Genomic DNA, 15226 nt, shown 5'->3' on the forward strand with positions numbered 1-15226 from the left:
TGTTACCCGCCGTAGGTCTGGCAGGCGGTGACCTCGGCCAGCAGCAGGGCGCTGATCCGGTTGACGACGACGGCCGGGAGCTCGACCGTCGCCGGGTCATTGCCGTCCCGGCGCGCGATGGTGATCAGCGCGCCGCCGTCGTTGGCCAGCTCTCCGTGGTGGCGCGGGAGCCGGACCAGCTCCTCCAGCAGCCACGCGACGGTGGCGGGGGAGGTGGCGTCCTGCTGGAGGCGGACCGGCGCGCCCAGCGGGTGACGGCCGCCGTAGCGGGCCATGACGCTGGCGACGTACCGGGTGACATGGTCGGCCATCACGTCCACGTGGGCGCCGCCGAGACTGGCGCCCCGGGGGCGGTTGTGCGGCATCGAGTCGTACACCACGGCGATGTGGTCTTCGGGGCCGTAGTGCTCGACGTGCCAGCCCTGTACATGTTCCAGCCGCGGAGGAAGGGTCTCGTCGGCGCCGATCAGCAGGCACGTCAGGTCCGGCAGCCCGATGCGGATCTGGAAGCCGCCGCAGTCGGCGTGCGCCAGCTCTGCGTCAAGGCCGCGCCCGCGCAGAGCGTCGAGAACCCTCTGGTACTGGGGCGTGATCTGGCTGCGGGAGTAGGCGTAGTTGATGACGAAGCGGATCAGCGGAGCCGGGTCGGCGGTCCAGTCGAGGTACCCGGACTCGTCGGTCGCGGTGCCGAGGAAGGTGCGCCGCCGCCAGAAGAGCCGGGGCCGCCCGCTGTTGTGGCCGGCAGTGATCCACAGCTGGTCCAGGCTGCTCGGCAGGACGATCACTAGCTGCCGCTCACCCTCGGCGACCTGGACTTCCAACTGGGCCTGGGAGCGCAGTTCCGCGCCCAGCCTGGAGATGGGAACGAGTTCCACGAACCGTCTCCTTGTGGTTGGTGGTGGAGTGTCGGGGGGCTTGCCCTGCCCTCTTTCGACATAGGTAAATCTATCTATCGGTGGGTGGGGGAGTCAACCCCAAACCCTCACCAGCTACAAGGAATTGGCTCCGCTCTCCGCACCCGCCACCGGCGGCCGTGCAGCGGACGACCCCCCGCCGACCGGCCCTCACCCGACTGGCCCGCACCCGGCTGACCACCCCCGCCGCCCGACCGGCAGAAGCCGCAGGACCGCCCCCTCCCCCTCCCGGCAAAAAGAGATTCTGAGGGGGTGCCGGACGAAGCGCAGGGGAGGAACGGAACCTTTTTTCACCGCGACGAAGGAGCGGCGAAAAAAGGTTCCGAGACGACCTTGCGCACAGTCCGCCGCACCCCCTCACAATCTCCCCGCCGGGAGGCGTGTATATGGGCGCCTTGTCTCTCGGCCGGCCAGGAGAAACCTGCTCAGTGGATACAGCCGGAGTGCTGCGACAGCATGATCATGCTTGGAGGCTCAGAGAGCCGTCGGCGGTGTTCGGTCGGCTAACATGGCCATACGGCAGACGAGCCGAGCGGACGGCCGCGTGGAGTTCCCCCAGGGGGCTTCCCGAGGAACGTCCGGACTCCACAGGGCAGGGTGGTGGCTAACGGCCACCCGGGGTGACCCGCGGGACAGTGCCACAGAAAGCAAACCGCCTGGGGCTCCGGCCCCTGGTAAGGGTGAAACGGTGGTGTAAGAGACCACCAGTGCCCAGGGTGACCTGGGCAGCTAGGTAAACCCCACCCGGAGCAAGGTCAAGAAGGGGGCGCCCCGGTGCCCCTGCGCGGACGTTCGAGGGCTGCCCGCCCGAGTCCGCGGGTAGACCGCACGAGGCCAGCGGTAACGCTGGTCCTAGATGGATGGCCGTCTCCCCGGCCGCCGTGAGGTGACCGGGTGACAGAATCCGGCGTACAGCTCGACTCGTCTGCCGCTCCACCAAAGTTGTAATCGACGATCTCGAAACGCATATCTGCTGGTTCAGTCGTCTGCGAAAGCTCTTCTTTGGCGAAGTCGTTCCCGGAGCGCGCCGACCATGGGAAGGGTCATTCCACTGAAGACAAACAGCACTGCAAGGCCGCTTAGTGTCGGGCTCACGACTTCCTCGATCTTGAGCGGCCAGGGGTCCTCAAGGATGTAGAAGATGATGTAAGAGCCTTTGCAGACTGCATAGGCCATTCCGAGAATCGCGGCGATCGAGGAGAGCGCGAAGCCGGCGCTGCTCCAAGGGCGGACTCCCCAATTGCGCCGTGACGTTCTCCCGCACATGAACATCAGCTCGCCGCAGGTGACCAGGACGTAGGAGAGATAGATAAGTAGATATGCGGCAACCTTTGGGTTGTCGACGTACTCGGTCGTGAACTGTATGCCAGGCCGGTTAGCTGCAAGGAAGAGCGGCACCATGATGGCTAGTTCCAACACAGCAGCGAACCCGCGTTGGAGTATTGCCGACTTGAGGTACTCAGGGCGGTAGGCCAGATCAACCATCGTGATCTGAATCGCAGCGCACCAGAGGATCGCGCAGACGTGGGCTACAAGCTTGCCGGCGTTGGGCATGCCTGTGGCCTCCTGTAGTTGGTTGGCCACCGCTGGCACGGCGCACAGGACACCAAGTGTGCAGATGGCGAAGGCGATGGCGATCGCCCAGGTGGCGACGCGTGGATTCCCCACGGCCCTGCGAGTGCAGAGGGCAGTAACCAACAACCCTGCCGCGGTGCAGGTGCCGAAGACTATGCCGTCCACCACTTACAGCCCCTCCAGTGCATCGGCCGCGTAACGTGCGGTTTCATCCTTACTGCGGCGCCGTCGGCGCTTGCCCTTTTGCTTTCCGGATTCAGCGTTCGCCGTCGGCTCCAGGCCGAGTTCGGCCCGGCGCTGCTCCAGGGCTGCGATGATGTTGTGCAGCTCGCTCTCTGGAAGGCCATTGAGCAGCGCTAGGACGCGGCGTGCGTCTGGGTTCTCGAACGCCTCCAGAGCCGCGAGGTCGTTATAGCTTTCGTGCGGAAGAAGATGGGCCGGCGGCACGTTGTTCAGTGCTTTGCACAGCGCAACGATCGTGCCCACGGTCGGGTTGTCCTGGGAGCCGTTGGCCAACTTGGCGATGGCGGCGAATGACACGGACGCGTGCTCACCAGGCAGTGCGTTCACTGCCGCGGACAGTGAGCGCGACGTGTGCGCACGGCCGTTGGCGTCCAGACGGCTGGCCATCAGGGCTCTCAGCTTTTCCGCCAACGACGGGCCGTTGTGGCTCACCACAGGTAGGAACTCTCGGACGTGCTCCGCAAACCGTCCTGTTGATGACTGCACACGACCACGTACCGGTCTCTCACTCTGTCGAAGGGCAACTGCTGTGTACTTTAGTTGACATGATCGGGGACGCAAGGCAGGATCCCGAGAAGGAGGAACCCTGTGCAGCAGTGTGACTACCGCATGCCGTCGCTGACCGCCATCGATCGAGACTTCTTGAGGGTTCGCCGATGGGAGGGTCTGCTGGGGGACCCTGCACAGGTGCCTCCACATGATCTGAGGCTGATGACCCAGTCGTAGCGCCGCACCGGCAGGGGTGGAGGTGGAGTCGACAGTGAAGAGCACTGTTCAGATGCGTCATGAGGTCTGCGGTAGGACGGGGTCGTTCTCGCCGACAGCGCTTGAGTGCCGCCGCTTTAGCGGGGTTGGCGCAGCCGGCCCCGATGGATGAGCGGAAATCGCTGTGGTGCTTCCGGCGGAGTACTGGAGCACGTTGGTTCTTCAGCAGGTAGGGCCGCAGTTGCGCGTGGAGCTGACCCTTACAGAGACCACGGGGGCGATAGCGATGGGGATGCCGGGAGGGAGCCGGCGGGCAACACGGAACGACGCGTTCCCCAGGGGGACACAGACCACCCTGGAAGACTCCCACAGAAGCACTGAGTCGGTCGGTCAGGGCGTTGATCATGTACGCGGCGGGCATGTGTCAGGCTGCTTCACGCGGGACAGCGCAAGCGGGAGTGCTGCGTCAAGCGGCGTGTGGCTTGGCGCGGACGACGGCACGGTGCTCCTTTTCCCGGTCTCTGCCGGCGTCGACGGGTCCCCGCTCCGGCCGGACGCAGATAAGCCCCAACTAGGCGCCGATGATCAAGCCACCCTTGATGCCGCGAGTTGGCTGATGCCGAAGCTTCCGCGCGAGCTGATCGCTGAATATCTCGGTCTAGGCCTTTCGAGACAGTGATGCCTGCCCGCATCATGGGAGCTTCTGCGTGGTGAAGCTGACGGTCGGCCATCGTCCGAGTGGCGCCTAGTGACCTGAGTCAGAGATTTTCGGGTAGTTCTCGCGAGTTGCCAGGCGTGCCGGAGGCCGGACTCCAGCAGGCTGGGCCAGACCTGGCGGCCGCATGGCACCCGGCTGATGGCCGCCGATCTGACGACGAATCTCCGACTCAGGTCACTAGGGGGCGTTGGGTTGCTTACGCCTCTTTGTTCTCTAGGCGCTGGAGCTGCGCGATCACGGGCAAAAGTGCCTGCCGGCTGGACGGCAGCAGCTCGTGGCACTTCGTCGCGATCTCGCGCACAGCCTCATCCTGTACTGCAAGGAGTACATCGGGCTGCCGGAGAACGTTCGTGGCGGTTGTGAGCTGTTCCTCTGTGAGTGCCTCGGCAGCCTCAAGGAGTCGCATCATGCGAGGCAGTCCGTCCAACAAGCCTGGCTTGTTGGCGAGGTCGCTCAGGGTCTTCCGCTGCTCCTGGCTGAGCGCGCTGACTCCCAAAGCGACCTTGCGCACGCCTTCGTCGCCCAGCACATCAAGCGTCTGGAGTCGTGCGAGCAGTCTCTGGATGGTCTCGCGATCGGCGACGCCTGGCTCCACGTTCTGCAGCCTGATATTGCGCACACCTAGACGCCGTAGCTCTCGGAGGAGATCCAGCTGTGCCTGGGTGTCGTCTTCGAAGGCAATCTCATCATCGACGAAGTAGGAGATGCGTCGGTGAAAGTAGTCAGAGAGTGCCTTCAGGTGGCGCAGCGTAACGTTCGTTCCGGGCTTGCCCGTCGCAAGCTCCCACAGGTACGGACCCGAGATCGGGACACCGGTCTGCTCCGAGATCTCGCGGGCCAGAGTGTTCCAGGACGGCGGCTTGCCACCCTCGGGGGCGAGCCCGTCGCGAAGGGCGGTCAGCTTCTCCGCGAGCGTACGGGGCGCCGCACCCTCGTCACCGCCGGTACCGGACATGTCGGCCCGCCCTCCTCTCTTCGTCAGGTCTCGATTGCTCTAGGCGGGTACGGACAGTATCAGCCATCTACGCACGTGAATATCACTGCGGGTGCGGGTCGCGTCAAGGTGACCTTGCTAGGCTTCAACTTCCTGGAGAGGACTAGACCAGCAGCTCTATGTTGGGTGGAACGCCTAGCAGGGTTGAGGGTAGCCGAGTGGGGGGAGCTCTCTACGGGTGTTTACTCAATCTGTTGGGCCAGGGCCCGGTTGACGGTCTTCTCGGCGGGGGTGAGGCCCTGCAGGGGTCGTCGTGTGAGGCCTGCGGTCAGCCAGGGTCGCCGCCCTGGTAGGTGAGGTCGGCCAGGATCGGAACGCCCTGGCGTTTGCGGATGCTGATGACGCCGTGGGTGCGGGCAGCGGTCAGGTCGTGAGCCCAGCGCGGCAGTGCGCTCGAGGGTCAGAGCAGCCGGCCGTCCGAATCGGTGATGGGGATCTAGAGGGGCTTCCGGGCGTGGAGGCAGAGGTCGGTGAGCAGCTGGTGTTCGACCTGGAGTAGCCGATCGCCTGTGATCAGGCGGTAGCGTCCGGATAATCGGGGCGTGACCAAGCATCGCTTCCTTGTCGCGCGACAGGTCGGCGCGGAACCGTTCAGCTACGCGAGAACCTGCCTCGATGTCGATCGGGTCGAGCGCCTACGCGGAGCCTCGCTGGACGACGTGACGGACTTGGACGCGGCCTACGAGCTGACCCGGCTCACCATGACCGACCTTGAAGCGTTCGGCATGGGCGGAGGGGAGACGCTCAACGACGAGGAGATCGCGGTTGTCCTCCGGACTCTGCGCGCGGTGCTGCAGCGCCTCGGCGTGTCCCTCACCCTGCCTTTCCGGGACTTCAAGAGCTTCAAGGCCTATTGGAGAGACCGGGGGATGAGCGGCAGCTATGCCGCGCGCCAGAACTACATCAGCAGTGTGTTCGGTCCTGTCCTGGCCCGGTTGGATGAGTACCATCCGCATCTGCGGCAGAGCCGAGCTCGCCGCATCACCGACGTGACTCGCCGTCGGCTTCGCGATGGCTTAAAGGGCGGGTGGTGGGGCGGGACGCTTGATGAGGTGCAGTTCCTGAGTCGTCTATACGATCTGGACAATCTGCCCAGCTACGACTCCCGGTTCATCACAGCCGCCCAAGACGTCTGGCAGCACTGCATCAACAATCCGTCGGACTGGGAAGACGACTGGATCTGGCACGATGAGCGGTTTGGCTTGGCCGACAGCGACGACGCTCTCCTGCGCTTCCTGGCTGAGATGTTGCACCCTGAGGTGCGCACCGACGCCGAAGAGGCCGAACGGCTCTGTGCCTTCTTCAATAAGACGCTGGCCCATGACGGATACGAGCTCATCGAAGTAGACAGGATCAGCGGCGCACCGGTCTTAGCCGCCCGGACGATCGGCGCAGCCGTGCCCGGTGCGATGAAAAACTTGATCTTCGCTGCGGACGGGCCGAAACCGGAATTTGTGCTCGGTGACGCCATCAACAACGACGTCCTGATAGTGAAGAACGAGCAGTACTGCCTCGTGTATAGCCAGCCGCTTAGCGCTTCCGGTCTGACTTGGGGCGAAATGATCGCCTGGTGGCGGGCCCGGGAGTCCCTCCCCGAGGACATGCCTGACGAGGACGTGGGTCGCGCCCTCTACAAGCGGCTTTCGGCATCCCTGCACCACGACGCCGCGCGGCCTGAGTGGGTCTCACCCGAGCAGATGGTGTTTCGCACCTACTGCGAGCTGTACCCCATCAACGAGAAGGGAGCCAGCCAGCCGGCGCTGTTGCCGCAGGTGTACCTGCACATGGACCCGAAGACCCGCAACGAGCGAGCTGGGAAAGACAGCGTTCTGGGTCGCGAACGCATGGACTTTCTGCTGTTGCTCCCTCGCGGAGTTCGCATCGTTGTGGAAGTGGACGGCCAACATCACTATGCCGAGGGCAACGAGGCGTCCCCGCGGCTGTACTCGAAGATGGTGGCCGAAGACCGGGCGCTACGGCTCAAGGGGTACGAGGTGTACAGATTCGGTGGGTACGAGCTGGGCCTGAACGGTGCGCCGGCGATGCTTCGCCAGTTCTTCGCCGCACTCCTCGGACGCCAGCGATAGGTTCCGCCCCTGGAACGACGCTCACGTCCAACGACACGATCGGCGTGGGCATCCCTGGGGGCGTTCGCTGTCACACCGGTGCCGTGCCGACGTCAGGTGCGTGCAAGGTCAAGGTGTCAGGAGCTGCGGCGGCAGCGAGAGCTGAGGATAGCCCGGTCAGGCCCTGACGGAGCGGCAGCCTTGTTGAACGGCGTGCTGTTGGGTGGGTGACCTGCCAGAATGGCTGCCGGTGCGGGGAGGTCCCGGGGGAGGAGTCATGTGTGGCCAATCAGATGATCAACGGCAGGTTCCTGCTGCTGCCAACGGACCCGCGTAAGGGCGGCCTGTCCGAAGTCCGCAAGGCCATCGACACTCACAACCCCACCGGTAGCCCGGCTGCAGTGAAGCTCCTCCTGCCCCGCGAGAACGACGAGATCATCGAGCTGTTCCTTGAGCGGGAGACCGGTGCTCTCAAAGAGCTGCGCCATCCCCACATCGTGGAGATGCTCGACTCGGGCTGGGATGCTGGCCTGGGTCGCTACTTCATCGTCCTGGAGTGGATCGACCGAAACCTCAAGGACGAGATGGCGCAGAAGCGCCCGATGTCTTGGTCCTCCTTCTTCGAGCGGATCGGCAAGCCGCTCGCCTCGGCCTTGGCGTATGCCCACGCGCTGGAGGTCGAGCATCGGGACCTCAAGCCCGGCAACGTCCTGGTGACCGCTGATGGCATGGTCAAGCTCGCCGACTTCGGCATCGCCAAGATTCGCTCCAAGGTCGCGCCGACGGACGCAACCGTCGCCGGCTTCCGTTCCAACCTGTACTCCCCACCCGAGCAGTCCGACGCGATTCCTTACGTCCGGGACGTGTTCGGTTACGGGGCGTTGGCAATCCAGGTCCTGTCGGCTGGCAAAGCTCACGACTACCCGGACCTGGCCCGTGTCCTGGAGGACTTGGAACTCCCGCCGGAGATCCACGCGATCTTGCGTGACTGCATCGACTTCGACCCCGCGCGTAGGCCCCCAAACGCATCCGTGCTGGAACAGCGGCTGTTGGAAGCTGACCAAGTCCGACAGGCGCGGTGGGCCAGACGGAACAACTTTCTGTGGATGAAGCTGACCCGCGCTGCCGCTGAGGCGATTCTCGAGCTGCCACGCGGCGGGGAAATCGACTGGCAACGCGCCCAGGCGGCCGTGCTGGACGACATCGGCGGCACAGTGCACGCCGACTACGGTTACAACCAGCGCACTGGCGAGGTTGACCGTGACACGATCCGTCTTGCCGGCCGGACGCTGGTGCTGCGCATGAAGTCCGATGACCAGTACAGCGAACGGGTCACCATCATCCAGGCCCAGCGCAAGGACGAGAACTGGCTCGCGCGGTGGCGTGCGAAGGCCCTTTCGGTCGGATCCCTGCTCTCCTTCGACTTCCAGGATCCTGGCGAGGAGGCCGCCCACGACGGTCTGCAGTCGCTGCTCGGCCTTCTGGACGATCACGTCGACGCTCGCGCTGCTGCAAAGGAACAAGAAGAGGTCCGCAACCTCGGCGACTTGTTCGAAGCGTGGCGGCGACTGCTGGACGCCCGCGAGGAACTCGCCGCTGGCGGCCGCCAGGCCATGGGCTATGAGAAGGTCACCGGAGAGGGGCGCACCCGCGTCTTCCACCTCACCCAGGCCTGCGAGGACCCCACTGCTTTGCTGGGAGAGGAGTGGAGCGTCGCGGACTACGCACAGGGCCGGCCGCTGGAGCGCGGGCAGATCACCGCGGCATCCAGTGAGCAGCTGATCGTGACCTTCCCCCGCGCAGCCCGGAGGATCCCGAGCCGAGGTGTGCTGCTGCCATTCCTCGGCCCCACGCAGACCGCGATCGTCCGGCAGCGCGACGCACTCGCCAGCGTCGCCGCCGGGCAGAGTGCCAACCGGCTGCTGCGTTCGGTGATCGAAAACCCACGCAGTCTCCACGTCGGCGAGCCCGCCGAGATCGACGACTGGCTCCGCGGTGATCTGGACGCCAGTAAACGCGCTGTGGTCTGCCACGCCCTTGGCTCGCAAGACCTGCTGCTGATCGAAGGGCCGCCGGGTACCGGCAAGACCACTGTCATCGCCGAAATCGTCGAGCAGACGCTGCGTCGTTCGCCCAGAGCCCGCATCCTCATCGTCAGCCAGACGCACATCGCGATCGACAACGCCCTCAAGCGCATCGAGGCGTCCGGGCATACCCACGTCGTCCGGCTCGGGCGGCCGGATGACCCGCGCGTCGCCGCGGACACCCAGCATCTTCTGCTTGACCGGCAGATCAAGCGGTGGTCGCGACAGGTCCGCGCGAAGGCCGAGACGTATCTGGAGCAACTGGCCGAGCACAACAAGCTGGAGACTCGCCACCTGAGGGCGGCACTGAGCCTGGAAGCACTCGCAGCAGTCGCCGCGGACATCGCGCACGTCGAGCGCCGCATCACGGATCTGGCCACTCAGCCTCCCAGCGATCGCACCACCTCCTCGCGTGAGCTGGGCGAGGAGGTGGTCACCGCACGTGCCCGCCTCGACGACCTGCTCGACCAGCGCAGCGAACTGTTCGCCCAGGTCCAGCGGGAACTCGAGGGAGACCTCACCCTTAAGGAGGATCTGCCCGCCTCGGACTTCCGGGACGTGGTGGCGGTGCTGTTGGGCAATGATCCGGCCGCCACCGCGCTGCTGGAGGTCTTGCGCCTGCAGGGCGAGTGGCTCCAGCGCATCGAGACCGACCAGGCCCTGGTCGGTTCCTTCCTGCGCACACGCAACGTCGTCGGCGGTACCGCGCTCGGCTTTCTCGGCCACCCTGCCGCCCGGGACCTCGACTTCGACCTGTGCATCTTCGACGAAGCCTCCAAGGCCACTGCCACAGAGGCGCTGGTCCCGCTCGCACGTGCCAGGCAGTGGATCATGGTGGGGGACACCCGACAGCTTCCCCCGCTGGACGAGGACCTGCTGCGTGAGCGCAAACTCATGGAGGACTACCAGCTCATCCCCGAGCTGGTGGAGACCACCTTGTTCCAGTACCTCATCAACCACAGCGAGCACCCGGTCAAGCACCTGTTGCGCGAGCAGTACCGGATGACCCCGGCCATCGGGAACATGATCTCCACCTGCTTCTACAAGGAGCAGCTGCGCTCGCCGGGCACGCACACGCTTCCCGGTTATGACGAGCTCTACAAGCCCATCCACTGGGTGGACACCTCACGGCTTGGCAAGCACCGCCGCGAAGCTGAACGCACCGAGGCCGAGCGCAGCATCCTCAACCGTGCCGAGGCGCAGTTGGTGGCCCGGCGCCTTCAAGCCATCGACCGCGCCGTCGAGCGGCGCGTGATCAAGCCAGGGCCTGACGGCAAGCTCGAAGTCCTGGTGATCGCCCCCTACAGCCGGCAGGTGGAGGAACTGCGCCGGCGCCTGGCCTCCATTCGCCTCAATCATCTGGCGGCTGAGGTCCTGTCCGTCGACGCTGTCCAGGGCCGCGAGTGCGACCTGGCGCTGTTCTCCGTGACGCGCAGCAATGACCGAGGCGACTTCGGATTCCTCGGCCAGCCCTACTGGCGGCGTATCAACGTCGCTCTCTCGCGGGCCCGCTACGGCCTGGTAATCGTCGGCGACGCGGCCTTCTGCCAAAGCAAGCCCGGAGCCCTGCGCGACGTCCTGGATTACATCCGCGCCCACCCCGAGGACTGCGAGATCACCGATGCCGACCTTTAGCCCCGACAGTCTCCTCGCCGTCCGCTTCCACAACGCGCGCCCCGGCCTGGAGCTCATCACCATCATCGACGCAGCCCTACCGGTGACCCCGATCACCGTCGCCGTCGAGGCCCACGAACGCAAGCCGCTTCCCCTGCTCGACGAGTTCGTCCTGCGCCTGGTCAGCGCCAAAGTGCGCACCCCGGAAGGAATCGGCGGGGTCCTCGGGCTGCCCGCGCAGATGGTCTCCAAGGCCGTCGCCGACCAGCTCTCCGCCGACCATCTCTTCTACGGCGGGGCCCTTCCCGCCGCGGCACCGGACCAGTCTTCGCTGCGCCTGACCGAGAAAGGCCAAAGGGCAGCCAACGAGCTCGCCGTGCTGCGACCGCAACGGGCGGACATGGCCTTCATCTTCGACCGGCTGCTGCGCAAGGTCCGTCCCTACGACCGGCAAGCCGTCATCACCAAGCGCATCGCCACCGAGACCGATCTGCTCCTGCTGCCCTCCGCTCAACAAGGTGAAGTGCAGGCCGGCGACCTGTCCGTGGCCGAGCTGAACCTGATGCTGAAGGACCGCGAGGACAAGCGCGAGGTCCTCGCCATCCGCCGCGTCAGCCAGGTGCCGGCGGCGCGCTACATCCCGGCCAAGGTGCTGGTCTACGCCGACGAGGAACGCACCGAACTGCAGCTCGGGGTCGTCGTCGACGGCGAACTCAGCCACCCCCACGAGATCGCCCTCCTCGGCCACGGTGGTGCCCAGGGCCTCGGCATCACCGTCGAGCCCGCGCAACCGCGCCCCCTTCTCACCCCTGACCTCGAGCGCGCCCGCGTCCCGCTGGCCGAGGTGACCCGGCAACGTGCAGAAGCCGCCGCCCAACTGCAGGCCACTCCGCTCAGTGCGGCCCCGCAGGCGCAGGCCGAGCCCGAAGGCGAGGAGATCCGTGCCATCAGCGTATTCGAGCACCCCGACCTCCTGGACGAAGCGTTGACCCGCGCCCGGCGCCACATTCTGATCATCTCGCCGTGGATCAAACGCGCCATCATCACCACCGACTTCCTGCGCAAGCTGGAAGGACGCCTGCGCAGCAAGGTCGCTGTGGCCATCGCCTACGGCTACAGCGACGACTCCTCCGAGTCCGACGCCGACGCCGTCCGCAAGCTGCGGAACCTCGCCGACCGATACCCCCAGCACTTCCACTTCACCAGGCTGAAGAGCACCCACGCGAAGGTGCTGCTCTTCGATGACGTGTGGATCACCACCAGCTTCAACTGGCTCTCCTTCCGCGGAGACCGCGACCGCACCTACCGCAGCGAGGAAGGAACCCTCGTCCGCAGCCGGCGGACCGCAGACGAACAGCACCAGCGCTACCTGGCCCAGATCGACGTACAACGCGTATAGGAGGCAGCAACCACCCATTGAGTGGCTGACCAACACCGGTCCAGTGCCCTGGACCTTGGATCCGGGGCAGGCCGCTGAGGCCCAGGGCATCCTTCTACCCAAAGCGCGGGTGTCGGCAATTGGCACCCAGCTCTGCGAAGCCAGCTCAATTCCATAGAGGACCGGAGCGGGCTGGCCGGGGAGTGCGCGTGGACGTCAGGCGAGTCTCGGCCGCAGAGATCGACTGCCAGCCCAGCTGCCACGTCCTGTTACGGAAAGGAGGGGCCCGGCCGCGTTGGACTTCGAGGCCGGGCCGGCTGCCTGGACGTGACAGTCCCGAGGAATGGAGACGTCACCACAGGGCCAGCGGGATTCCCGCTTCTTCCGCGGCACGGATTCTCTCTTCAATGCGATCTTGCGATTCCCCGGCTTTGAGGCCCGCCAGGATCGCTGAAGCGATGGCCCGCGTTCGGCCAGCAGCCCCCCGTACGTCTGCGAGTGGACCATGGGGATTGTGCCGCCGTCGCGACCACTCGGCTCGGTTCTCTGCGGCTGTCCCCAGCCGCAGATGGGCGGGATTCGTGCAGCCGTGGAAGTCACAGGTGTGGCAGATGACAGGATCCTCAGCGGAGGACCATCCCGTCCGGGTGACCACACCGTTGACCAACTGGTAGGCGAAGAGGTGAGCTGGGACCGTGCCTCTGCGAGACGGACCCGGGAGGCTGGCGGCGCGGAATGATCCATGGCCGGTTGAGCTGACGGCGCCCAGCCACGGCCAGCATTGACCCGCTGAGCGTACGTAGCACTTGGCTTTGAAGCGGGCGACGATGGTCTCGTCAGTCAGCCAGCTCAACCAAAGATCTGCAGGCAGTCGGATCGGTGTCGGGTCTCCGAGGAGGGACAGCTGCTCTCCTCTGGCTGACGCGGTCTGTCGCCCTTCGCCGATGTCCGGCAGCGGGAGTTGACCGGTGTGTTCTGTCAGGGTGTTTTGTTGCCAAGCTGCTTGGGGTCAGGCGGGTAGCCCTTGGCCCGGAGCCAGGCGTCGAGGGCCAGGGCGACGATGTCGCCGTGGGGTATCTCGGTGTCGGCATTGCAGCGGCGGATGCGCCGTTGGAGCTCAAGGACATCAGGAACGGCGTAGTTCAGTTGCCCGCGCTTGGTGTGCCGACTGTTGATGACCTTCAGGGTGTCCGGGTGGGGAGCAAGCGGATCATCTTGTGACTCGGACTGTGCTTCAAGCGCGTCGGCAACCGCACGCAGCTGGCCGGCATAGGTAGTGAGGTTGTGCACGGAGTGGCTCCCGTGGAGGCGACTAGGCGGCTAGCTAGCCGCCTAGTGGACTAGTGGAATAGTCGCCGGAGGGGCGACCAGCCTTCGTACTGGCGGGTCGCCCCGATAGACGAGCGGTCCGTCAGAACCCGCGGCGGCTCAACCACTCGTCCACTGCCACGCAGACGATGTCACCGATGGGCAGGTGGTCGAGATCGTTGTCGAGCGCGAAGCGCTTGATCCGCTTCTTGAGCTTCAGCGCCGCAGGAACCGATGCGTCGAGGCTTTCCCGCGTGATGTGGCGCTGATTGAGGACCGCGGAAGCCTCTGGGATGTCCTTCGGGCGGCCCGCTCCCTGCGTCCACGGCGCACCCTCATTCGATGCTGACCCTGAAGCAGCCTCGCTCTCGTACTGGGGAGCTGCTGCCCCAGCCCTCATAGGGAATGACGTTCCTTGTGCTGCCGGCGCAGTCTCCCGCACGGCCACTTCGGAGGAGCCATACGCGGGTGCAGGGGGAGCGCCCGGCACGGGCTGCGGAGAGGTTTCAGAGGCCTCGGACGGTGCCTCAGCAGGAGAGGCCACAGGGGGCGCGCCCGACGTGTGGCCGACGCCTCCATCCACCTGTGCGGCGATCCCCACCTGCTCTGGAGCCTGCGTCGCGGACGCTTCGTGCGTTGTCGCGGGCGACTCGACAGGGTCGGCAGTCGGCCGCGGCGAGAGGCCACTGTCCGCCGTGGAAGGCGGCGCGAGATCGGTGTCGGCGGGGTGGGCCTGCTCGGCATCCAGGTGCTCACGGGTCAGCTCGGCCGGCGGCGGAGGCGCGGCTGCCGTCTTCTTGGCGCCGCCGAGCACGTGGCCCTTCGGACGGGTGCGCCGAGCCGGGGGCTTCAGCTTGTCGTTGTTCTCGGTCACGCTGCGTCCAGCTCCTTCATCAGCTCGGCGTACTCGCTCAGCTCGGTCGGCACTTCGCCGAAGGCCTCCATGTAGTGCACCCAGGAATGGATCACGGTTTCCGCAAGAGGGAACGGCCCGTCACGGTCCTCGCCGAGCCCCTCACCCTTCGGGGGATTCAGCAGACTCTCCTTGGCCCTACGGGGCAGGCTGGTGCGGTCGTCCGCCTTGACCAGCACCACGTGGGCGGTGACGTCACGCTCGTTGCGTGCGGCGGCGCGCTCGGCCTCGTCGAACGTGGCCACGAGCTTGCGGCGCTCGATCTTGGTGGGGGCGACCGGCACGATCAGCCGGTCCGCCTCGGTAACAGCCTCGTGGAAGATCCGGGCGCTGCCGCCGCCGGCGTCCACCACGATCGCGCCGAACTCGGCGCGCTTGGCCTGGATGTACTCGGCGATGTCATCGAACGGGTACCGCTCGACCACCAGGTTCTCCGGGATCTCGAAGCCCTCGGCCTGGGCGACCTTGAACCAGTCGTAGGCGGACTGGCTGATGGCGTCGGCGTCCAGGAGCAGCGTGCGCAGCCCAAGGACCACGGCGTAGTAGAGGGCGATGAACCAGGCCGATGTGGTCTTGCCGGCGCCGCCCTTGAGCATTCCGACGACGACCACAAAGGCGTCCCAGGTGCTGGTCTTTGCTGCTGCCAGCGTCTTCTGGCGAGTGAGCTCGTTCACGTTTGCTTGTACTCCTAGAATGCGAAGTTGAGGGTTTTCG

Annotated in this window: 10 protein-coding genes, 1 other RNA gene and 1 pseudogene; 4 read left to right on the forward strand and 8 right to left on the reverse strand. The window is 65.8% G+C overall.

Translation table 11 applies throughout. From position 1 onward, the window contains the following. Positions 1 to 2 precede the first annotated feature (2 nt). Positions 3 to 875 (reverse strand): hypothetical protein, encoded by an 873-nt coding sequence (locus ACSU6L_RS26330; RefSeq protein ID WP_437060639.1) that lies wholly within the window; start codon positions 873 to 875, stop codon positions 3 to 5. 563 nt (positions 876 to 1438) lie between these two features. Here ACSU6L_RS26330 and rnpB point away from each other — a divergent pair. After that, positions 1439 to 1842: RNase P RNA component class A (gene rnpB / locus ACSU6L_RS26335), an RNA gene on the forward strand. Between the two features lie 50 nt (positions 1843 to 1892). On the opposite strand, the gene ACSU6L_RS26340 is transcribed toward rnpB, so the two are convergent. The 4 genes and pseudogenes from ACSU6L_RS26340 to ACSU6L_RS26355 all read right to left on the reverse strand — a co-directional run. Next, entirely contained in the window at positions 1893 to 2657 is a 765-nt protein-coding gene (locus ACSU6L_RS26340) for a hypothetical protein (RefSeq protein WP_437060641.1), read from the reverse strand. After that, positions 2658 to 3164, reverse strand: a complete 507-nt coding sequence (locus ACSU6L_RS26345) for a helix-turn-helix domain-containing protein (protein WP_437060643.1) — start codon at positions 3162 to 3164, stop codon at positions 2658 to 2660. 1187 nt (positions 3165 to 4351) lie between these two features. Beyond that, a complete protein-coding gene (locus ACSU6L_RS26350) occupies positions 4352 to 5110 on the reverse strand; it encodes a hypothetical protein (protein WP_437060645.1) in 759 nt (252 codons plus the stop codon). Between the two features lie 236 nt (positions 5111 to 5346). Next, positions 5347 to 5579, reverse strand: a pseudogene (locus ACSU6L_RS26355) (IS5/IS1182 family transposase); the annotation flags it as partial. A gap of 112 nt (positions 5580 to 5691) precedes the next feature. Between ACSU6L_RS26355 and ACSU6L_RS26360 the strand changes: the two are divergent. From ACSU6L_RS26360 to ACSU6L_RS26370, 3 genes are all read left to right on the forward strand, one after another. After that, entirely contained in the window at positions 5692 to 7236 is a 1545-nt protein-coding gene (locus ACSU6L_RS26360) for a hypothetical protein (RefSeq protein WP_437060647.1), read from the forward strand. Positions 7237 to 7496: 260 nt separating this feature from the next. Further along, on the forward strand, positions 7497 to 10934 hold the full coding sequence (locus ACSU6L_RS26365) for an AAA domain-containing protein (RefSeq protein ID WP_437060649.1): 3438 nt from the start codon (positions 7497 to 7499) through the stop codon (positions 10932 to 10934). Further along, positions 10921 to 12312, forward strand: a complete 1392-nt coding sequence (locus ACSU6L_RS26370; protein ID WP_437060651.1) for a phospholipase D-like domain-containing protein — start codon at positions 10921 to 10923, stop codon at positions 12310 to 12312. The genes ACSU6L_RS26365 and ACSU6L_RS26370 overlap by 14 nt, the downstream gene beginning before the upstream one ends. Positions 12313 to 13269: 957 nt before the next feature. Here ACSU6L_RS26370 and ACSU6L_RS26375 read toward each other — a convergent pair. From ACSU6L_RS26375 to ACSU6L_RS26385, 3 genes are all read right to left on the reverse strand, one after another. Further along, complete coding sequence (locus tag ACSU6L_RS26375) at positions 13270 to 13581, reverse strand: hypothetical protein (RefSeq protein ID WP_437060653.1); 312 nt, start codon at positions 13579 to 13581, stop codon at positions 13270 to 13272. Positions 13582 to 13702: 121 nt separating this feature from the next. Continuing rightward, a complete protein-coding gene (locus ACSU6L_RS26380) occupies positions 13703 to 14473 on the reverse strand; it encodes a hypothetical protein (RefSeq protein WP_437060655.1) in 771 nt (256 codons plus the stop codon). Beyond that, positions 14470 to 15186, reverse strand: a complete 717-nt coding sequence (locus ACSU6L_RS26385; protein ID WP_014676526.1) for a ParA family protein — start codon at positions 15184 to 15186, stop codon at positions 14470 to 14472. Before ACSU6L_RS26385 ends, ACSU6L_RS26380 begins: the two co-directional genes overlap by 4 nt. Positions 15187 to 15226 lie beyond the last annotated feature (40 nt).

Origin of the sequence: Streptomyces sp. enrichment culture, assembly GCF_964272855.1 — a bacterium.
Classification (GTDB): Bacteria; Actinomycetota; Actinomycetes; order Streptomycetales; family Streptomycetaceae; genus Streptomyces.

Excerpts from the sequence above, each read along its gene's own strand:
- ACSU6L_RS26350 (WP_437060645.1), bottom strand. The coding sequence starts at position 5,110 with ATGTCCGGTACCGGCGGTGACGAGGGTGCGGCGCCCCGTACGCTCGCG.
- ACSU6L_RS26370 (WP_437060651.1), top strand. The coding sequence starts at position 10,921 with ATGCCGACCTTTAGCCCCGACAGTCTCCTCGCCGTCCGCTTCCACAAC.